At 59.8% G+C, this 20,895-nt stretch carries 18 protein-coding genes; 11 read left to right on the top strand and 7 right to left on the bottom strand.

What is annotated here, in order from left to right:
• Positions 1-7 precede the first annotated feature (7 nt).
• The 11 genes from CXR25_RS13785 to CXR25_RS13735 all read left to right on the top strand — a co-directional run bounded on the left by CXR25_RS13785 (position 8) and on the right by CXR25_RS13735 (position 14,991).
• Complete coding sequence (locus CXR25_RS13785) at positions 8-4,951, top strand: phage tail tape measure protein (RefSeq protein ID WP_125240664.1); 4,944 nt, start codon at positions 8-10, stop codon at positions 4,949-4,951.
• Entirely contained in the window at positions 4,952-5,833 is an 882-nt protein-coding gene (locus CXR25_RS13780) for a hypothetical protein (RefSeq protein ID WP_125240663.1), read from the top strand.
• A gap of 2 nt (positions 5,834-5,835) precedes the next feature.
• Positions 5,836-6,888: a hypothetical protein gene (locus CXR25_RS13775; protein WP_125240662.1), complete on the top strand. Its 1,053-nt coding sequence runs from the start codon at positions 5,836-5,838 to the stop codon at positions 6,886-6,888.
• 8 nt (positions 6,889-6,896) lie between these two features.
• Positions 6,897-7,994 carry a hypothetical protein gene (locus CXR25_RS13770; protein ID WP_125240661.1) on the top strand — a complete coding sequence of 366 codons (1,098 nt, stop codon included), beginning with the start codon at positions 6,897-6,899 and terminating at the stop codon, positions 7,992-7,994.
• A gap of 575 nt (positions 7,995-8,569) precedes the next feature.
• Positions 8,570-11,485 carry a hypothetical protein gene (locus CXR25_RS13765; protein ID WP_125240660.1) on the top strand — a complete coding sequence of 972 codons (2,916 nt, stop codon included), beginning with the start codon at positions 8,570-8,572 and terminating at the stop codon, positions 11,483-11,485.
• Between the two features lie 30 nt (positions 11,486-11,515).
• Positions 11,516-12,295, top strand: a complete 780-nt coding sequence (locus CXR25_RS13760) for a glycerophosphodiester phosphodiesterase (protein WP_125240659.1) — start codon at positions 11,516-11,518, stop codon at positions 12,293-12,295.
• A gap of 81 nt (positions 12,296-12,376) precedes the next feature.
• Complete coding sequence (locus CXR25_RS13755) at positions 12,377-12,622, top strand: hypothetical protein (protein WP_125240658.1); 246 nt, start codon at positions 12,377-12,379, stop codon at positions 12,620-12,622.
• A 236-nt stretch (positions 12,623-12,858) separates the two neighbouring features.
• A complete protein-coding gene (locus CXR25_RS13750; protein WP_125240657.1) occupies positions 12,859-13,368 on the top strand; it encodes a collagen-like domain-containing protein in 510 nt (169 codons plus the stop codon).
• 35 nt (positions 13,369-13,403) lie between these two features.
• Positions 13,404-14,438, top strand: a complete 1,035-nt coding sequence (locus tag CXR25_RS13745) for a peptidoglycan recognition protein family protein (RefSeq protein WP_125240656.1) — start codon at positions 13,404-13,406, stop codon at positions 14,436-14,438.
• Between the two features lie 3 nt (positions 14,439-14,441).
• Entirely contained in the window at positions 14,442-14,795 is a 354-nt protein-coding gene (locus CXR25_RS13740; RefSeq protein WP_125240655.1) for a hypothetical protein, read from the top strand.
• 1 nt (position 14,796) lies between these two features.
• Positions 14,797-14,991, top strand: coding sequence for a hypothetical protein (locus CXR25_RS13735; protein ID WP_125240654.1), 195 nt, complete (start codon positions 14,797-14,799; stop codon positions 14,989-14,991).
• Positions 14,992-15,398: 407 nt separating this feature from the next.
• On the opposite strand, the gene CXR25_RS13730 is transcribed toward CXR25_RS13735, so the two are convergent.
• The 7 genes from CXR25_RS13730 to CXR25_RS13705 all read right to left on the bottom strand — a co-directional run bounded on the left by CXR25_RS13730 (position 15,399) and on the right by CXR25_RS13705 (position 20,854).
• Positions 15,399-15,887, bottom strand: coding sequence for a helix-turn-helix domain-containing protein (locus CXR25_RS13730; protein ID WP_125240653.1), 489 nt, complete (start codon positions 15,885-15,887; stop codon positions 15,399-15,401).
• Positions 15,888-16,215: 328 nt separating this feature from the next.
• Positions 16,216-16,392: a hypothetical protein gene (locus CXR25_RS18690; RefSeq protein WP_164513977.1), complete on the bottom strand. Its 177-nt coding sequence runs from the start codon at positions 16,390-16,392 to the stop codon at positions 16,216-16,218.
• Positions 16,393-16,418: 26 nt separating this feature from the next.
• Positions 16,419-16,646: a hypothetical protein gene (locus CXR25_RS13725; protein WP_125240652.1), complete on the bottom strand. Its 228-nt coding sequence runs from the start codon at positions 16,644-16,646 to the stop codon at positions 16,419-16,421.
• 145 nt (positions 16,647-16,791) lie between these two features.
• Entirely contained in the window at positions 16,792-17,634 is an 843-nt protein-coding gene (locus CXR25_RS13720; protein WP_125240651.1) for a hypothetical protein, read from the bottom strand.
• 342 nt (positions 17,635-17,976) lie between these two features.
• The gene (locus tag CXR25_RS13715) at positions 17,977-18,915 is read right to left on the bottom strand and encodes a type II secretion system F family protein (protein ID WP_101583413.1); all 939 of its coding nucleotides are present in this window, start codon (positions 18,913-18,915) and stop codon (positions 17,977-17,979) included.
• Positions 18,912-19,841 carry a type II secretion system F family protein gene (locus CXR25_RS13710; protein ID WP_069600650.1) on the bottom strand — a complete coding sequence of 310 codons (930 nt, stop codon included), beginning with the start codon at positions 19,839-19,841 and terminating at the stop codon, positions 18,912-18,914. Before CXR25_RS13710 ends, CXR25_RS13715 begins: the two co-directional genes overlap by 4 nt.
• Complete coding sequence (locus CXR25_RS13705; RefSeq protein ID WP_241212334.1) at positions 19,838-20,854, bottom strand: TadA family conjugal transfer-associated ATPase; 1,017 nt, start codon at positions 20,852-20,854, stop codon at positions 19,838-19,840. The genes CXR25_RS13710 and CXR25_RS13705 overlap by 4 nt, the downstream gene beginning before the upstream one ends.
• Positions 20,855-20,895: the final 41 nt, after the last annotated feature.

Here is a 20,895-nt window from a genome sequence, read left to right as displayed (position 1 = left end):
CACTGTCATGGCAGTTTCTCGTTCAGTGTCAGTGACCCTGTCGGCGAAGGTCAATCAGTACAAGGCCGACATGGCAGCAGCCGGAAAGTCAGCTGTTGATGCCGCCCAGAAAACCGAAACAGCCTGGGACAAATCCTCCACCGGTGTCGGCAAAGCCATGGGCACAGTTAGCCGATACTCATCGGAGCTGACCACCGCAGGCACCGCCATGGCCGGATTCGGGGCAGTCGTCGTCGGCTCTCTCGGCCTCGCCACCAAAGCATCCATGTCGTGGGAATCCGCGTGGACTGGTGTGCTCAAAACGGTTGACGGGACACCGAAGCAGCTCGCCGCAGTAGAGGACGGGCTTAGAGGTTTGGCGAAGGAGCTCCCCGCTACCCACGAAGAGATCGCCGCTGTCGCCGAGGCTGCAGGACAGTTGGGCATCAAAACCGACAATGTTGTGTCCTTCACCAAAACCATGATCAACATGGGCGAAGCCACGAACCTCTCCGCCGAAGAGGCCGCCACGTCTCTGGCACGGCTGGCGAACATCATGGGCACTTCCCAGAAGGACTTCGGGAAAATGGGTGCCGCGGTCGTCGGACTCGGCAACAACTTCGCCACCACGGAATCCGAGATCGTGGACATGTCGATGCGCGTCGCCGCCGTGGGCAAGCAGGCCGGACTCACTGAAGGTGAAGTGTTCGGCCTCGCCACCGCACTGTCTTCGGTGGGCATCAGGGCTGAAGCCGGCGGTACTGCCATGACCATGGTGATGAAGAAGATCACGAAGGCCGTTGGTGAAGGCGGGGAGGGACTCGATGAGTTCGCCCGCATTTCTGGCATGTCATCTGAGCAGTTCGCACAGGCTTGGCAGCAGGACGCCGCTGGCGCTCTCAGCACGTTCGTGGCCGGCCTTGGCGAAGCTGACGCTTCAGGCGAGAACGTCAACAACACTCTGTCCGAGCTCGGAATCACGGGCATCCGCGAATCAGATGCTCTCCTGCGTCTCGCTGGCGCATCTGACGTACTCACAGATGCACTCAAACAGGGCAACGAGGAATTCGACAAAGGCACCGCTCTAGCCGAAGAAGCCGCGAAACGGTATGAGACCGCAGAGTCCCGAATCAAGATCGCAGGCAACAGCCTCAAAGACACGGCCATCACCATCGGTGGCACATTCCTGCCCGCAATGGCCGAAGCCGCTGACGCTGTCGCCGGATTCGCCGACATCATCGGCAAGCTCCCAGAACCGGTCATCAAGGCCGGGGCCGCCGTTGCCGGTATCGCCGGGGCCGCTACCCTCGCCGGTGGCGCCGCACTCATCCTTGCCCCACGGATCGCGGAAACAGTCACAGCGTTCGGCACCCTTCGCACCGCATCACTTAGGTCTACGGGGCCACTGGGGAAAGTTGGAAAGAATCTGGGGCGGGTCGGCAGATTTGCCAAAGGCGCAGCCCTCGGCCTCACCGCAGTTGCTCTTGCAGGTGATCCTCTCAGCAAGTGGGGCACCAGCGTTGTCACCGCTACAGGTGAGACCGCCGACGCACTGCAGGAGCTGGCCGGGCAGATGGCTCAAGGCTCAATCGAGGTCGATTCCCTCAATGAGTCGTTCTCTGACCTTGTCTACGCGACTGACGATGTCGGAGCTTTTGGTAACGCCGTGCAGCAGGTCATTGACCCGAACGGCTGGGGAGTCCTCAGCGACGTAGCAACCGATACAGCCCGAGTGATCAGCCTCGGGATGGTGGACATGACGTCCTCCACCGAGGAGGTTCGTGCACGATTCGAGTCCTTGGGCGAACAGCTGGCCACCATGCATGCTGATGATGCACCGAAGGCGGCTGAGGCGTTCGGCCAGATGGTGGATGCCACAGATGGCAGCAAGGAATCAATTGCCAACCTGATTGACCTCATGCCGGCCTTCAAGGATCAGTTGATCAAGCAGGCGCAGGCCATGGAGTTGGGTACTGACAATGCAACTCTCGCGCAGATCGCACTGGACGGCATCGAGGGTCCAGCCGGGACCGCCGAGGAGGCTATCGACGGTGTCGGCGGTGCGGCCGAGGATGCATCCCAAAGTCTTCAGGGAATGCTCGAGGACCTTCTCGCGCTGGGCATCATCCAGCAGACCGAGATGGAATCAATGGCCTCATACGAAGAAGCTATTGACGGCATCAGCGCAGCGGTTGAAGAGAATGGTCGTACTCTCGACATCACCACAGAGAAGGGTCGTGCGAACCAGGACGCGCTGTTCGCCATAGCTAACGCAGGGCGCGACGCGGCTACCGCTATGGCCGAAAACGGTGCATCGCAGGAAGACCTTCAGGGGCAGCTGCAGCGCACTTATGATGACCTCGTTGGGTCCGCGCAGAAGCTCGGTCTCAATGAGAAGAAGGCCAAGGATATGGCCCGAGAAATCATGGGTATTCCCGAAGACGTGTCGGTCGAGTCCTGGATGGATGACGCCGCACGTAAGGAGGCCGACAAGACCAAGGCCGCCGTCGATGGCATCGACAAAGATGTGCAGATCAACGTGCACTTCAATGTCACGGAGCCGAAGAACGGCATCAAGAACGTGCCGGAGAACCTGCTCAACCCGAACAGAAATAGGAGCAAGTCGCCGGGAAGTCTGAATCAGTGGGAACCGAACTATTACGGCAACATTCTCACTCCCATGGCGGCTGGCGGGTTCACCGGTGCTGAGATGGTCAACCCGAACACCTGGCGTGTTGTGGGTGATCGCATGGACGTCGATGAGGCATACATTCCGCTCGACGGCTCCCAGCGTTCCATGTCGATCCTCATGGAAGCGATTCAGCGTATGCCCGGCTTCGGTGGGGCAATGGCTGACGGTGGCGTCACCGGCATAGGTGGCGGTGCTGAAGGTGAGGCAGGTGCAGTAGGCGGAGTCCCCGTTCCCGACACTGCCCCCGTCACTGAAGCGTGGCAGGCCATGTTCGATCAGATGCTGACCACCACCATTGACGGGTGGGCGGCTCAGATCGCACAGCAGACTCTGTCGCAGGAAACACTCCTGCTCGGTGCGCAGGCACACCTGGCAACGCAGGCGGCAATGCTGCAGGCAGACTATGCCACGCAGCTGTCCATGCAGCAGGCGCATAATGCGACTCAGTTGACGCTTGCGCAGGGCCAGTGGGCGGCCATGAACGCCTCAGTCCTCACGGCATTGCAGCTGCAGAACCAGCAGGTAAAGACCGGGTTCACAGCGCAACATGCCACCATGTCCGACATCCTCGGACTCATGGGGCAGACCGTTGCGAACCGCTGGTCCGACATGTCGACCTCCCAGGACTCGCACCTCGGGGCCATGCAGTCCAACGCCTCCACCGGGTTCAATGCGATTCGGTCCGGTGGTGAACAGCAAATGTCGGCACTGTCGACTGCTGTTGCACGTGAAATGGGTGAACTGCCGCCAGAGACACGCTCTGCGATGGAAGACACCGCGAACATCCTCAACAAGTTCGCTGACGCCGTCAACGAATCGTTCGGGGAAATCGGTGTCACCCTGCCACAGATTCCCGCGTTCCGTGATGGTGGACCCATCAATGGGCCCGGCACCGGAACATCAGATTCGATCCTCGCAAGAGTGTCGAATGGTGAGTTCATCATGCCCGCCGATCGCACGTCCTCCTATTACCCGATCTTGGAGGCCATGCGATCCGGCGACTATCCGGCCTACGCAACTGGCGGCATGGTCGACCTCGAGAACGCCGCGAAGTGGTTGCAGGGGCAGAACGTCCGCATCTCCGAGTTCGGGGCATGGGGCCAGAGGGTCGGTGGGCACGCGAATGGTTCCTACCACTACCGTCCGCCCGGCCAAGCCTTCGACGCGAACTACGGTCCTGGTGGTCAAAACGCCATTGAGACTGCGAAGTTCAACCAGGTTGTTCCGATGATCAACTCCATGTGGCCAGCATTGCGCACCCTGTGGGGTGTAGCTGGGCACGCGAATCACCTCCACGTCGATACAGGTGGTGGGGGAGCGGCAAGCGGTGCCATGGGCGGATTGTTGGGCGCACTCGGTGGCAGTATGCCGGGTGACATGGGTGACGCTTACGCGCAGGCCGCGAAGAAGGTCGGAGGCGATCTGGTGAAGAAGTTCTCCGGTCAGCTGCCCGACAACCCCATAGCCAACAGCATGGGTTCCGGAATCATGTCGCAGGCCGTCGAGGGGCTCATCAAACAGTCCCGCGACTTTGGCGACTCCTTCGCGGAAGGTTCCGGGGAAGCTGGCGGCGTTGAACGGTGGCGGTCGACTGTCATGGCCGCACTGCAGCGCGTGGGCCTGCCCACCAATGATGCTTACGTTGAAGCCTGGCTCAGGCAGATCATGTCCGAATCCGGCGGCAATCCGGGTGTCACTCAGGGAGTGTCGGATGTGAACTCTGGTGGGAATGAGGCTGTTGGTCTTGTTCAGGTGATCCCTGGGACGTTCGCGGCCTACCGTGACAAGGATTTGCCGAATGATCGCCGTAACCCGCTGGCGAACCTCGTTGCGGGTATGAACTGGGCCAAATACAAGTATGGCCGGGATCATCTCAACGTCATCGGTCAAGGCCATGGGTACGCCAATGGGACGACCTCAGCACGCCGGGGTGTCGCCCTTGTCGGCGAAGAAGGCCCGGAGCTGATGTGGTTCAACGGTGGCGAACGAGTCGACAACACCGCACAGACCCGCTCACTGCTCGGTGGCAACCACACCTACCTGCCCAACACCGGCGGCCCGTCGTTCGACCAAGCAGCGTTCACCAAAGCTGTCGCCGGCGCCGTCCGGTCGATCGGAATCCACCCGAACGATCTGGCTGACGCTTTGTCGAATATGCGGATCACGTTCAATGCGGACGGTCAGCAGTTCACTGGCGCCGTCACCGCGGTTGTCGGTAACGGGTACGACCAGTCGAGGTCTCGCCTATCGAAGTCATCCCAGAAGATCGGAGCACGCTAAATGCAGTTAGCTAATGGTGAGTTCGCGATCAATGGGTATCGCTTCGGGTGTGGGCACAACCTGCAGGTCAAAGAATTGCAGGCCACCTCAATCAGGTGGCGGGTCCAGGATCAGCCGAACCCGGTCGGTGACAACATCCTCGTCGGACGGGACTTCGGTGATCCCCAACCGATCAAGCTCGGCATTTATGCACGAGGAGAGACGGCAGTAGAAACGGCCCAGGCCGCGGCGGAATTCGCCAACGCCTGGGCCGCAGCCCGAGACCGGAAGCCAGGAGACGAGTCGGTCCTCGAGATCGGCATCCATGGTCGCACGGTTCGCGCCTACGGGCGTCCCCGCGACCTCGATATTGACGACACGGAGATCTTCGCCCGCAAGCATGCCGATGGAACAGCCGTCTTCGATCGCACGGACGGATTGTTCTACGGCGACCCTGACAACGGTGGGGGTGGACAGGTCACACTGTCCATCACCCCACCGCAGTCTGCTGGTATTCGGTCCCCGATGAGGTCACCCATTGTCACACTCAAGGGTGGCATTCGGCAGGGCATCGTCACTAACACAGGGTTGCGGCCTACGAGTGATGTGACAATCACGATTCATAGCACTGTCAGCCGGCCAATTGTGGGCGGTGACGGGTGGGAAATTGAGTTAGGCACCAGTCTTGCCTACGACCGTTCCGTGACCATTGATGCACGTAGGCGTACAGTCACCCGCGATGACGGGGTTTCCCTCGCAGGGAAGCTCACGCGCAAGTCTCGTCTCGACCAAATCATTGTCCCCGCTGGGGCGTCTGAGTTCACCTTCCGTGGCATCTCACCGGACGGGTCGGCTTCGGCCACTATCCGGTGGGGTTCCGCCCACACTTCATTAGGAGCATAATTATGGCCCTCTATCCTGTCCCATGGTTCACCACTGGTGGTGTTGAAGGCGAAGGCGGTGCGGAGAACTACGGCGAACTGGCCCGTGCCGACTCTTTCATTGGATCGTCTGGCGCTACAGGAATCATCGATCCCGGCGACTTCATGGTCAAAGCCCTATCGACACCTGGTGCCGCCGTTCGTGTCCACAAAGGCACTGGTGTCATCCGTTCAACATACCCTGGCGTGATAGGGCAGTCGTATGTGGTGCAAGAGGACTCCTTCACGGATGTTCCAGTGGCCGCGACTGGATCCTCGGGAGCGGCAACAAAGTACGTGTATCTGCTGATCGAGGATACCCAGTTCACTGGCCAGCCTCCCGCGTCGGTGGCGGATGGCCCATATAACTCGTATCACGTCACGACGACATTGCCGCAGTTCAAGCCGTACCTGCTGCTCGCGAAAATCAATCAGCCAGCGTCGAGGTCTGATATTCAGCCCAGCATGATCGTCGATATGCGCACGATTGCGAACCCACTCAAGGACTACGGGTTTTTCTCCCGCCCTCGCATCATGGCCGACGACGGACCGCAGGTGAAACTCACTGCACGGTTGAAGAATGGCACGGACATGTCGTGGGGTGAGCTGTTCCCTGGAGGCGCCGGAATTCCGAACCGATCCGATTTGCTCATCCCCGCCTGGGCGAACTACATGATTATCACCGCCACGTGGTCCAACGTCAGCGCAACCGGCGGCCAGAATGCTCACGGGCGTCGCTGGATCGAGTTCGGCGACGAGTACCGCGCACACACGTGGCCTGACGGTAAGCAGTATGAGTTCTCAACAGAGCAGTTCGGGTTCGATACTTCCGGCGCAGGATCCTCGTATTCCACGGACTGGACGATCTCAGACAAGGTGTACATCCCGAAGAAGCTACGCGGAAGGATCGTGACGTTCGCATTCAAGGCTGGTCTCAACGACAGCGCCTCGACATCCGGAATCACGATGAAGGCCCTCGGCGGGCTTGCTTTGCGTGCTGACTATGCACAGCAGGCCGTCGACGACAACACGATCTAAGGAGCCTCATGTCTGAGTGGCGTTACATTGCGAGCAGGTTGAATGGTGACGGCACTGAGACCTTCCTTGATTTCAATTTGCCGTTGTCCGATGTGTCTGTGCAGGAGTCGTTGTCGGGGCATGGCGGTTTGGATGCGAAGATCACTCCTGAGGTTGCAGCACTGAAAGATGAGGACGGGAAACCAATCTTCATTCCCGAATCAACCGCGATTTACGCGGAAGCATCGGGACAGATTAGGGGTGCCGGTATCGTCACTCAACTGCCAACGGACGGGCCTACGCTGTCGCTGGACTGCATCGGGTTCTCGGGACGCTGGCAGGGTCAACCTTGGGCGGGGGAGGACAAGTACGACACTGCGGACCCGCTGCTGATTGATCGCTACATCATCGATGAGTTTCAGAAGAAACCGTTCGACATCGGCCTCAAACCGGTCGGTGCGGACAAGTCCCAGATGGTTCGTCTGTCCGAGACGGTGACGGGCAAGAACGAGCTTTACTATCTCGCGTACTGGGAGACCCTCGACCTCGACAAGGAACGTACTCAGCTTGCTGAGATCGGTGGGTATGAGTGGACCGTGAAGCACCGGTGGGCTAGTTCCGACAATGACGAGATCATTCACGAAATCGAGTACGGGTATCCGCGCCTGGGATCTCGTCGCAGTGACTTGCGGTTCGTGGTCGGAGAGAACATTTCCGACAACATCCCCACCACTGATGACGGCGACGAATACGCCTCGCATGTCCTTGTCCTCGGCGCAGGACAGGGTCGGAAGATGGTGCGCGCTGAGGCTAACCGGAACACCAACCGCCTTGGGAAGTGGAAAGTCATCACTGACAAATCCATTGGCAAGGACTCCGTTGCCCGCGATCGCGCCGAAACCGAGTTGAAAGCCCTAGGCGGTGAACTCGACATCACCGAGATCACCGTCTGGGACCACGACAACGCACCAGTCGGAACTTACCGTGCCGGGGACGAAATCCTCATCCAGTCCGGTGTGGGCTGGACGGACTTCGGCGAACTGTGGGTACGCATCCTCGGCATAATCCACCACCCAGAGAAGAACACTACGACGTTGCAGATTCGCAGATCGGAGAAGATCACATGAGCTTGTATTCACGCCTGGACCGTCTGGCTGCAGACCAAACACGTCTCGAGCGCAAATTCGATGCGCTCGCCAACTCTCCGCAGGCGCAGCGCACCAGCGTCGAGGGCGGATCGATCGATTTCAACGATGCTGACGGGAATCTGAAAGCTATCGTCGGGGCGCAGGACGATGGTGGCACGACGGTGAAAGTGGTTGCCGGTCCTACTCCTCCGACGCCGACTGTCCCATCTGTCTTAACGGATCACGGTTCGCTCATCGGTGGTTGGGACGGCGGGTTCACAGATGCGCTCGTGGCCACCTCGGACTGGTCCCGGACAGAAATCCACGCGAACCCTGGCACAGAGCTGTTCACCCCGTCTCGTGCCACTGCTCGCGGGTCAATCGTCGCTGCCTCTGGTGGTGAAGTTACGATCGGGGTGGAGAAGGGCATGTGGACTGTGTGCCTTGTTGCCTGGTCCCAGGCCGGGAAAATGTCAGAACCATCCGAGATGGTCACTGTCGACGTTCCCGGATACGGGGACATCGTTCTCGAGGAGATCGACGCCGCCACGACTCTCATCAAGAATGCTGGTGAGATGCTCATCGAGGGCCAGAAGACTCTCGATGAGAAGCTGGCGGAGGCCGTTGCCGGGGGCCTGGACCCAGAGCAGATCGCCGACGATATTGCCACGGCCCGACAGGAAGCGATCGACGCGGCCTTCGCGGAGATCACCGCTGTCGAGGGAACGCTGTCCTCGATGATCGGCGGAAAGACCGCTACGAAGTGGTCGACGTCGAATCCTCCCACTGTCTACGACGGCGCGGTCGATGACACCTGGGTCAAGCTCACGTCGCTCGGTTCTGGTGGCCGGGAGATCGGACGGTTCCGCTGGAACGGCAATGTCTGGGTCACTCATAAAGTCGACGGAGCTGTCCTGTCGAACGTAGACGCAGCCACGATCACGACTGGGTTCCTCGACGTCGTCAACCGCATTCGTGCAGGATCCATCCTCGCAGACAAACTAATCGTTGCATCGGGTGCCAACGTAATTCCAAGCAACCCAGACCCGAAAATTACTGACTTCCCCTTCCTAAATTATGATGAAGTGGAAGGCGGGGTGAAGGCTCCAGGAAAAGCTACTCATTACTCAGAATCCCCTTTTGTCCTCCCCTCTGGTAAATACCAGATGACCATTGATATGAAATCTTCGGTCGAGGGCACAACAGCCTACATGGGCATCTACAGCCCTGTTCCCCGGTGGGTCTATGGGATTTCTAACCAATCACTTACCTCTGAATGGGAAACCTACTCTGGCGTTTTCGAGGTTAGTGAGGAGCGACAGGAGCATTCTCATACGCTTCGATACCTTCCCGCCTATGAGGGTGATCCAACTGCTACCGTTTGGTTTAGGAACCTTTCTGTCCGTCCAATGGTCGGCGGAACGCTCATCGAGCCTGGCGGCATCCAGACCCCTCACCTCGCCGCTGATGTGCTCGAGGTAGGTAACCTCAAAGTGGGCACAGCTGCGCTCGCCGAGGCTGTTATTGCCAAACTGTTCGCCGAGGTCGTCGTCGCCAAGATGGTCGGGGCGGAGGAGTTCATCGGTGAGAACGCGATTCTCACCGGAGCCGTTACCGCCTCGAAGATCACAGCCTCTGAGGAACTGTGGGCGAAGCTCGCCCAGTTCGTGACTGTGCGGGCTGAGATGGTGGACGCTGACGTGTTCAAGGGCAGACGGTTCGAAGGTGTCGACATTGCGGCATCCCGGTTCACTGCTGGTGAAGCCGTGGAAATCACTGAGAGTTACGGTATCCGCCAGTTCGGGCCAGACGGTGCACTGAACGTGTCGTTCCCTTCTGATGGTTCTCCTGCCACGTTCGCGGGTGATGTGCGTGCGAAGTCGTTGACTGCCACTGGCCGCATGTCCATCGAGGGGCCTGCTGTGGTCGCGTCGGGTGGGCAGTTGCAGCTCGAGTCTGGTGTGACTCCACCGGCGACTCCGCCGAACGTGTCTTCGTACACGAAGCGCACCCAGTTCCCGCAACTGGCCGACAATGAGAACGCTGTCGGCCTCGCCTTCGACGGCACACATTTTTGGCGTGCTGTTGATAACTCGGTGACTGGCGGACCGGACCGGATGGAGCGCATCGACACTTCGGGGAACCTGGTGTCGTCGTTCGAGCACGAGTTTTGGGTGCGCAACGGAATCACTGTCATTGGTTCGGAACTATTCGCCCTTGGTATTGAGGAAGGGCCGCTGCGGGATAAGTCGAAACGGTTCATCTACGTGTACGACTTCAACGGGACTCTCGTCCGTAAGTGGGAGTACGCCGCTTATGGGTCAGGGGAGTACCAGCCCGGCATCGGCACAGACGGCACTTACGTGTACGTTGCGCAGTGCTGGGCGGACGGGCATGTGTCATGGCGCAAATACGATAAGACAACTGGTGTCGGGCAGGCGCGCTACGATTCAGTCGCAAAAATCGGTGTCGATATTGTCGGGTTCGACATCGGCACGTTCGACTATGGCACATCGACGGCGGTCCTCACTGGCAGCAAGGAAACTGGTGGCGTCGACATTTTCCACCCCACCACTGGCGAACGAACCTACTACGGCGGGTGGTACGCCGGAGACAAAGAAGCGGTACGCGGCACGGTGTGGGCAAACGGGCGCTTCCACCATTTGTCCACCAATGGAAACCTCATCACCATGTCCACCACCAAATACCCGAACGGCACGAACGGCCCCGACACCAACGACTGGTGGGCCGTCTACACGTGGCATGACGGTACAAATGAGACAACGATCAGCACGCCTCGACAGTTCACGTGTATGCGACGTGCTGGCATCAAGCTCTCGACCGGCGAAATGCCTGCCGGGGTCAGTTCGGTACGCGTATACGTGGCACGGAAGTCCACGGAACCAGCTCGGACAGACTACGGCCTGGTCTCGGCGGTGTGGTCTGGCGATTCGCTTGTGCTCCAAGACCTCGGCACTCCTGGCGCGAACCCTCCCACATCGAACACGTTCCCAAACTCAACACCAGGCCTGATCCGATCCACGCAGGGCGGGTTCGAGGTCAAGGGCGACGGGTCAGGAAAGTGGGGGCCACTCACATTCAACCCTGACGGCACCATGTCTTCATCGGCAGTTCCCGCGTGGGTTCCAGTCACAACGTTCGCGTCCGGGTACGGTCCGCAAACGTGGGGATTCGCTCCCGCTTACCGTGTGTGGCCGGACGAGAAAGTCGAATGGCGCGGAGTGATTCGAAAGAGCGGAACGCCCACAAGCAACAACGACATGACCGAGGGAACGGCCGACCTGTTCACTGTTCCCGAAATTGCGCGTCCTGCCCAGGCGGTCAACTGCCCAGCCGCCTCCACGTCCGGGACCAACTTGAGGCGTGTCGAATTCTCATCTAGCAGCGCGCCCACCATGTTTCGTGTGTACCACAGCCAATCAGGGGGCGGCTGGGTCTCTCTCGAAGGCATCTACTACTACAAGTCGTGAGGTCACTATGAGAACAGTAGAATCAGAATCATGCGTAAACGAGTGGTTGTCACCATACTGGCTGTGGTCGCAGTGACGGCACTCCTCGCAAGCGTCCTCAGCGTCGCCACCAAGGGCGAAGAGGTCAACGCGCTCAGCAAGGTCGAATACCCGGCAGTGGCCGCCCACCGGTGTGGGGCTGCACTCTACGCAGAATGCACCCTCGAAGGCGCGAAAGCAGTCAACGCCGAAGACCCGGACGTGATCCTCGAGTTCGATGTCCAGCAGCTCAAGGACGGCGCCTTCGTTGTCATCCACGACGACGCGATCGACAGGGTCGCAGCTGGTGGTAAGACCGGAAAAGTCTCGGACATGACTGTCGCCCAATGGGAACAACTACGTATCAAGGATCCAACAGGAGGCGATCCAGCCCCGGCGACATTCCTCTCCGAAATGCTCGACGAGTTCGGTGACACCGACACAGTGATGATGATCGAACTCAAGGCGCCCGACGTCAACAAGTTCATCGAAACACTCTGGCCCTACCGCGGCCAAGTGATCGCCCAATCGTTCGAAGACAAAGTCACCAGCGTCCTCGCCAGGTCCGGACTCAATACGATCCAACTCGTCAGCGGCACCAGCACCCCCACCATCGTCGACGGAGTGGATGCAGTCGGCATGCACATGGACCGGCTCAACACGACCACAGCCAAACGCATCACCGACACCGGAGTGAAACTGTGGACGTGGGGCGCGAACCTGAAAAGCAACGACCCCGCATATTTGGACCTCGGTGTTGACGGATTCCTCGTCAACGACCCCACACGGTAACCGAACAGCCTCAGCCACTAACCGCACGCCTTCTCGAAGGGGTGCGGTTTTCTGTACCCAATTTCAGGGAGGACATCACGTGTGGACATCCCCTCGTTCCTCGCCACATACGGCGGGCCCGGTGGACTCGCGGTCGCTGCAGTCTGGTGGACAATCTCAGACCGCAAATTCAGTGCCGAACGCCGCGCCGAACTCCGCGAAGACATCGACCGAGAACAAGCAGACAATGCCCGAATTCGCGCCGAGAACGCCGAACTGCACGTCAAGGTCGCAGACCTCGAAGCTGAGAACCGTCTCCTGCGACTCGAACGAGGTGACCCGCAATGAGGAATAGGCACGACAAGCGCCGCGACCGAGAGTTCCCACCCCGATGGCTCTCCGCCCTCATGCTCCTCGCCGCACTCGCCTGTCTGGCCTGGACAATCTGGTCAATCAACACTTCCAAGCAGGAGGCCGACGATGCAACCATGAGCGCGAACGCCCTAGCAGATCAAGTCGAGCAAGCTTGTGACGAAGGATCCGTGAAAGTTGATGGTCGAGACATCTGCACGAAAGCGCAACAGGTGAAGAAAAACGTCGACCAACCACAAGCAGGCCCCGCCGGGCCGCCCGGGCCCCGCGGTATGCCTGGCTCACGATCAACGGTCCCCGGCCCAGCAGGCAAGCCGGGCCAAGACGGTCAGGACTCTGACATTCCCGGGCCCGCCGGACAACCTGGAGGCCAGGGCGAGCAAGGCGGCCAGGGCACACCCGGCGAAGACTCCGACATTCCCGGACCCGCAGGGCAGGCAGGAGCACCCGGCAAGGACTCCACCATCCCTGGACCTGCTGGAGCAAAGGGGGAGAGAGGGGAGAAGGGGGAATCCATTGTCGGCCCGCCCGGGGCCAAGGGCGAACCAGGGAGCAAAGGCGAGAAGGGCAGCAGCGGCCGCGGGATCTCCGACGTCACCTGCACCGCTGATAGTGACTGGCTGTTCGAATTCACCGACGGCACCAGCGTCACCGTGGCCGGCCCCTGCCGAGCACAACAGGCAGTACCACCACCGACCACTGCACCAACCACAGCCCCGTGAGGGGCTTTTCTTATGCCCTTCGAAAGGGGTAACTCATGGCCATGATGCCCGGAGCCGTCAACAGGCTCCTCGCGAACCAGGCTCGACAAGGACGAATGAAGTCCTACGACGCAGTATCTCTTCACACAATGGTGGGCAGTCTCGCCGGCACTGACGGCATGTTCCAGAAGGACGGGACAGTCGGCACCGAATCCCACTTCGGTGTCGGTGAGCACGGTGAGATCTACCAATGGGTCGACACCGCCTACACTGCCGACGCGAACTACCTCGGCTCCGGTCACGTCATCTCGATTGAGACCGCCGACTACGGCGGCTCCTTCGGACGCTGGAACACCAACGGCGACAACGTCCCTTACTGGAACGCGAAGCAGATCGTCTCCATCGTCAAGATCATCGTATGGGCGTGCAAGACCCACAACATTCCCATCAGGCAGATGAGCTCAGTCCGCGACCGCGGCATCGGCTACCACGCGATGGGTGTCCCCAACAACGGACTCCCCAACAGCCTCAAGGGCACCCGCTATCAGTGGTCCAAATACCCCGGCAAAGTCTGCCCCGGCCGTAAACGCATCTCCCAGGTGCCCAGCATCATCCGCCTCGCCCAAGGCGGAGCCAACACTGCCACCGAACCCGCAGAACCGAAGAAGGAAGGCATTCTCGGCATGTCCAAATACTTGTACAGCCCTGTCTACAAGGCGGCGCAGAAGCTCGCACGATACAAGTGGAAGACCCTCGCAGTAGGCAAGAACGCGTGGACGATCCTCACCTGCGGCGGCGACCCGCACATGACACAAGTCCAGGTCACCGTCGAAGGACTCAAACCGTCTGAAACCATCCAACTGCGATTTGTTGTCGCCTCTTACAAACGTGGATCGAAGACAATCATCGACGGCTACTACCCGAAAGATGAACGACCCGGATCAACAGGGTCCACGTTCATCACCCACACACAGATCGGCAGTTCCAGCAAAGGGAAGAACGGTCGCAGTAACCGACTCCGCGTGCAGGTGTGGACGAACTCGAAGACCGCGAAAATCACCACTGTCCAGACCAAGAGCTTGAAAGGCTAACCCATGACCCTCAACGAAATCATCCCCGCCACCTGGCGCAAACCCACCTACGTTGCCTACGCTCTCGTCGGTGTCGCTCTCGGTGCAATCGCCACAGCCTATGGGCCTGACAACATCCCAGAATGGCACGCGGTGACCACCAACGTCGTCCTCTACATTGGTGGTGCGTTCGGACTCACCGCCGCAGCAAACACCATCGTCTCCCGGTCTGCCGACTCTGATGAAGCGGAAGAGGTCGACCCAGATGATGCCGAGGATGTACCCCTCGACGAGGACTCCGAACACGAAGACGAAGATCTCGCCGACGAAGAAGTAGACGACACACCAGTCCCCGACGACTACGAACCGAGACACTGATATGGGCACACCAATCATGAGGCACTTCGCCTTCGAGCACCTCAGAGAAGGGGCACTGCGCGACACCTCGGCGAAGTTCCACGCGCTCGCCACCGAGGTGGACGAAACGCTGCCGGACGGTCCAGAGAAGTCGACCGCACTCAGGAAGCTCCTCGAAGCCAAGGACGCTGCTGTTCGGGCCGCACTCGACGTGTAGCCGGTATATTCTCCGGTATAGTTTCATCCCGATTTGGACCCCACTGCATTCGTGCAGTGGGGTCTATTTGTCGTTATCCAGCTGCAGTCCGTAAAAAAGCGCAAAGAGAGAACCGAAGAGAAGAACTACCCATCCGATCAAAGATAGACGGTCACGCCACTTCGAATCAGGAGTGATGTCCGAAGGAGACGAAGCGCCAATGGCTCCGGCAAGAGTCCCTGCAACGGCACACCAATATGGGATCTTTCCCGGTTGAAAGGGATTATCGGGAAGGGGAACCCACTCATGCGCATACGCCGCAAGGGGGAGAACCCACGCGGAGACGACCAAGACGAGGACCGCGACGAACTTCCATTCGCACTTATCCCGTTCATCGAATTCAATCGCGAACGAATCATCACTGAATCTCAATGACAACTCCGTTTCTCGGTCTCATCTTCATCAGCGATCCTGAACGGGTCCCCATCGCGCTGCCCGTAGTCACGCACGAACCCTGCTACCGAGGTGTACGACCGCCCCAGCATCTCGGCACGCTCCCCGATCGTCAGATCGGTCCGCGTCAACGCCACTACGGCATCCTCACGGTTCCAGCGCTTCCACTGATTCGGTGCCTGTGACTGACCATGCTTGCCATTAGACGGTTGCACGTCCCATTCCCGGAACCAGCTACCCAGGGTGGACTCGTTCAGTCCGAGTGATTGGGCGATTGCCTCGATGCTCTCACCCGCCTCACGCCGCGCCGTGGCCTCGTAGCGCACTCGTTCCTTGGTCTCCCGTGTCGTGTACTGCCGCGTCTCATTCGGGCCGAGGCCACGCTTGTACCGCGCATAGCAGCGCTTGCACAGGCCACGCGCCGCGGCGGCACGGTCACACCACACAACAGCGCACACACTCATGCCCACCACACTAAGCCCCCGGGCCCGTGTCAGCCCGTGCGCGAACAATAGTCCACATGTCCACCAGCCCCGTCCACTTCACCGGCAGCGCACCCAAATGGCAAGAAGTACTCAATGCGCTCCCCGCCAGAGACCGACCCACACGCACAAAACTCCCCGTCCGCGCTCGCCTCGAGTGGGAGCGGGACGGGGACGAGTGGATGAGTGGCAACGCGCTCCGGCTGGATCCGGGTGGGCCTGCGATCTTCGTTGAGCTGCAGGATAAACGGTGCAAGTTCACTGGTGTGTGGCTACATCCGGGTGATGTGTGGTGGGAGGGAAAGCCAACTTAGTCGACATGTTCTTCGTCGTTCTCGAATGCTTCCATGTCGGCGAGTTCGGCTCGTTCCTCTGCTCGTGCTTTGCGCATGCCTCGGCGTACCCCTTCTTCGATGACGAAGATCGAAATGAAGAGGGCGATGAAGACGACGAGAGCGATCCCGATGATGGGGCCGAGTACTTCCATGGTGTTCCCCTGGCGGTGGAGGTGGTCTATTTGAAACGTCGGTCAGTGCGGTGTGGCTTGAACTGGGGCGGGTTCTGCGGCCGGTAGTCAAACATGGACTCGCCGGGCCGGTAGGGGATGCCGGCGGTTTCGCGTTCGTGTCGTTCGTCTTTGCGGGACCATCGCATGCCGACGCGCACGCCTTGGGCTATGACGAGGATCAGGATGATGAGGCTGATCGCCCAGACGAAGAGCATTCCTATTGCGGTTCCCATGGTTAGCTGTTCTCCAGTTCTTTCTCAAACATTGCTTCGGTGACGATGACGCCGTCGGTTGCTAGTCGGATGCTTTCGAGCGTTTCTGCCTTGGCGCTGACGGCTCACACTTCAATTGACAACTCGCCATTGCTGCTCAGCGTAGTTAACACTTCTTTGCGGCGGCTTCGAGGGCTTCCTGGTCCACTTCGAACTTGGTCTCTGGCGCAAAGCTCGTAGTTGGTACGCTCGCCAGCTGAAGAGATTCGTCCTTTTCGGTCTTGTCTGGAGTGGGGGCTAGCAGGCTTGCCTGAGTTAACTTGCACACCTCTGCTCCGTTGTAGGCATAACCGAGGTGCCATGCATAGTCTTTGCTCCGGGCTGCGTAGTCAGGGTCGATCGTGCTGAGTTCGATCCAGCGTCCCACGGTGATAAAGTTCGCCTCTTGGCCTGGCTCTGTGATCCGGTAAAAGGTCCTGTGGAAGATGGTAACTGCAATCCCTTTGGTGTCGAACATGCTCTTTTCTTTTATCTGCCAGGCATAAGTTGATCGGCTCTCGTCCTCAAGTTTGTAAGTTGCATCGACTTCCTGAACGAAAACCGTGGGCCAAGTATCTTTGCCATTTCTAATGCCGTGATTCTTTCTGTCTTGCAAGGAGGCGGCTAGAGCACCTGGTGCTGATGCGATGAAGTCGTCGACGTCTTCTAGGACTTCACCGCGAGACTCTGCCTGCTGGAACTTCAGCTGGTTTTCCAGAAGTCCGATGACGTCCTCGGCTACCATTTTCACCTGTGCCTTGGAGTAGTTGTCTGTCGATTCGTCTGGTAGATCGAATTCGGAGTAGTCGAGCTGATTCCATTCCGCTGTTAACTCGGTAGCCTTGATGAGTTCGCTGTTTACAGGCGGTGTCGCGGCTTTGGGCGACTCGATGACAGTGGTCGGCGTTGTCCCGCAGCCTGTAAGGATCGCGGTGAGGAGTACGGCAGGCAGGGCGAGTTTGAGTTTCATGGCGTCCTTTGAACAGGCTCGGATGTGGGAATAGACCGATCTGCAGTAAGTGTAGTCTGAAATCGCTGTCAGAAATACTATGTAAGTCATGCGCCAAAGTACGGGCGACGTTTGCTGTAAGGCGTGATCCTTGGGTGTCTGTGCAGACTCTCACGAAAGTGATGAGGACCCAACCCGGAACGTCACCGCGGTCCGGTCTCTCCTCTCGGCGCTCGCCTCGGCGATCCGGGGCATCGGTTGAGAGGCCGATGACGAACACGGTGAATCGGTTCATCAGGTGGTGGAACATGGTGTCTCCTTCTTCCGGGGTGATCGGTGGCAGGTTGATGATCGGGTGGCAGGTCAGGGGCTCAGATCAAGGACCGTGAGCGAGGGAAAGACGGCAAAGATGACGGTCACTGGGAGTACAAATACGACGACCGGCACCAGCATTCCGATCTCCTTCTTTCCCGAGAGTTCGAGCAGACGACGGCGCGACTGTTCGCGCACATCGGCGGCCTGGGCACGGAGGACCTCCGCCAGCGGGGTTCCGCGGGTCATCGACACGGCCAGACCGTCGACGAACTGCACGATCTCGGGAATTGCGATCCGAGTCGCCATCGAATCGAGCGCATCGACGAGCGGTGTTCCGGTTCTCGTCGTTGCCAGGGCCGTGCGCAGCTCATCGATCAGGTCGCCCGAGCAGGTGCGACACACCCGTTCGAGTGCTTCGACGATTCCCTCGCCAGCGGTGATGGACAGAGCGAGGAGTTCGGCAACTGTGGGGAACTCTGCGAGGACACGTGACTCGTGACGGGTGATGGCTTGGCTCAGGCGCCAGTCATTGGCGATGTGTCCGGCGATGCCACCGCTGATGATGAGGACGAGGGTGACCACGGGGGAGAAGCCGCGTTGGGCCGAGAGGAGCCCGGCCGCACATCCGGCGGCGATCATGCCAACCAGAATGCTCAGAATCTGATTGATGCGGAAGCGTTCCAGAGACGCACCGCCGCCGAGGCGGTTGATCCGCAGGTTCAATGTGGCGTCGGTGGTGATCCGGGATGTCACCCACATGGTGGCGCCGAACGTGGCGGACTTGAGCAGTCCCAACAGTCCCTCCGTGCGAGGAGTTGGCGGAGCGTAGATGTCGACCAGTGATTCCTGATCACGCAGGTACGGTGCGATGCGAGATGACAGTGCCGGTCGGCGCAGAGGTGGCAGGGACAGAACGAAGACGCAGAGTGCGAACCCGTTGAACGCCCCGAGGGCAAGGATCGTGAGCGGATCGGTCAGCGCGCTCACAGCACCTCACTGCCCTCGTCCGAACGGTGGAACGACGAGGAGGACAGGGACGATCCTTCAATGACACGAGGTTCTTGCGGGAGCCGGCCGATCCGCTTCATCGCCTGATACGCCAACAGCGAGACGACGAATCCGGAAGCCAGGAGAAGCAGCCCGGTCTGGGAGTTGTAGGCAGCTGCTGTCTCTGGCCGGGTCGACAGGAACGCGAGCACTACCCAGGGAGCTGCCACCGCCAGTCGGGCACCGTTGACGGTCCACTGCTGCCGGGCAGAGAGTTCATTGCGGGTGCGGGCATCGTCGCGGACGAACTGGGCGAGGGCTCGCAGCATCGTGCCGAGGTCACTTCCACCGACCTGTCTGGTCACGCTGAGCGCGACGACGATCCGGTCGGCCACCGGGTCAGCGCTGACCTGGCGGAAGCGTTCGAGGGCGATCGCGAATGAGCCGCTGGCCCGGTATTCCTCAGCAAAGACCTCAAACAGCGGTCGCAGCGGCTCAGGCCCGCGGTGGGCCAGAGAACTCAGAGCCTCCGGCAGTGACAGGCCGGCACGAACGCCGGAGTTGAGGTGGTCGAGGGTTTCTGGCCACAGTTCACGACGCATGACCTGTTTGCTTCGAGCCCGATGTTGGAGCAGGCGGTGCGGCAGCCACGAGGCGAAGACACCGAAGCACAGGGCAATCGCCCACGAACCGGTCAGGACGGTGGCAACGACGCTGATGAGGATGAAGACGGTGATCGAGATGAGGATCAGGTGGCTCAGGTGCATCTGTGGGAACCCGGCCCCGGTGAGCATGTCATCGAGCTCGCGGACCCACCGTCTCTGCACCCGTTTCCTCGATCGTCTCTGCCACAGCGACATCCACAGCAGGAACAGGCCTGAGCCGAAGCAGGCACCGATGAGAAGACTGTATTGGGAATAGCTCATGCCGCTTCCAGAATGGAATGGAGATCCTTGCCGATGGCGGCGAATCGATCGCCGAGGTGGCCGAATCCCTGTCCGCGCACCAGCTGCCCCTGCGGCGAATGGAAGATCGTGTCGAGTTCGACGACGTCACCTTCGACGCCACCAGGGACGGCGCAGATCTCACTGACGAGGCGGGTCCCGTTCGGGTCACGGCGCAGGTGGACGACGACGTCGATGCTCACTGCCACAGTGGGGACGACGAACGAGGAGGAGATGTTCGCCCCAGCCAGAAGCGGCAGGGTGCAGATCTTCGTGATCGCGGCGCGGGCAGAGTTCGCGTGGATTGTGCCCATCCCGGGCAGGCCCGAATTCAAGGCCACCAGCAGGTCGAGACTCTCAGCCTCACGGACCTCCCCGACGATCATTCGGGTCGGTCGCATACGCAGAGCTTCCTTGACCAGTGAGCGCAGCGTGACCTCGCCGGTGCCTTCCAGCGACGGCTGGCGGCACTGCATGGGAACCCAGTCGCGACTGGGCAGGTTGAGCTCGAAGACCTCTTCGCACGAAATGATGCGCTCACGGGCGGGAATGGATCCGGCCAGAGCATTGAGCATGGTGGTCTTGCCGGCCTGAGTTGCCCCGGAGACTAAGATATTCGCACCGCTGGCGACTGCTGCGTCAAGAAATCTGGCGGCCGCCGGGGTCAGAGACCCCTGGGCGACAAGGCCGGCGAGGTTCCGTGGGCGCTGAATGAATTTTCGAATGTTGACCGCAGGGAAGGAACGGGTGATATCGGGCAGGACGACATGGAGCCGGGAGCCGTCGGGAAGCATGGCGTCGACAAAAGGCTGTGACAAGTCGACCCGCCGGCCCGAGGTGCGCAGCATTCTCTCAATGAGATCATCGAGTTCACCTGCAGTGAGTTTCGTCGTCGTCAGCTGGTGGAGTCCGTCGATGGCGATGAAGACTTCGCTGGGGCTGTTGACCCAGATCTCCCGTAATCTGATTGGTTTTGATTGTCCGTTATAGTTCACTATGTCTGACCTGCATAAACATGTGGTCCTTGATGGTCGGT

Origin of the sequence: Brevibacterium aurantiacum (assembly GCF_003932995.1) — a bacterium.
GTDB classification, from domain to species: Bacteria; Actinomycetota; Actinomycetes; order Actinomycetales; family Brevibacteriaceae; genus Brevibacterium; species Brevibacterium aurantiacum.
The sequence above is the reverse complement of the archived record's forward strand: the minus strand, read 5'-3'. Positions and strand labels throughout refer to the sequence as shown.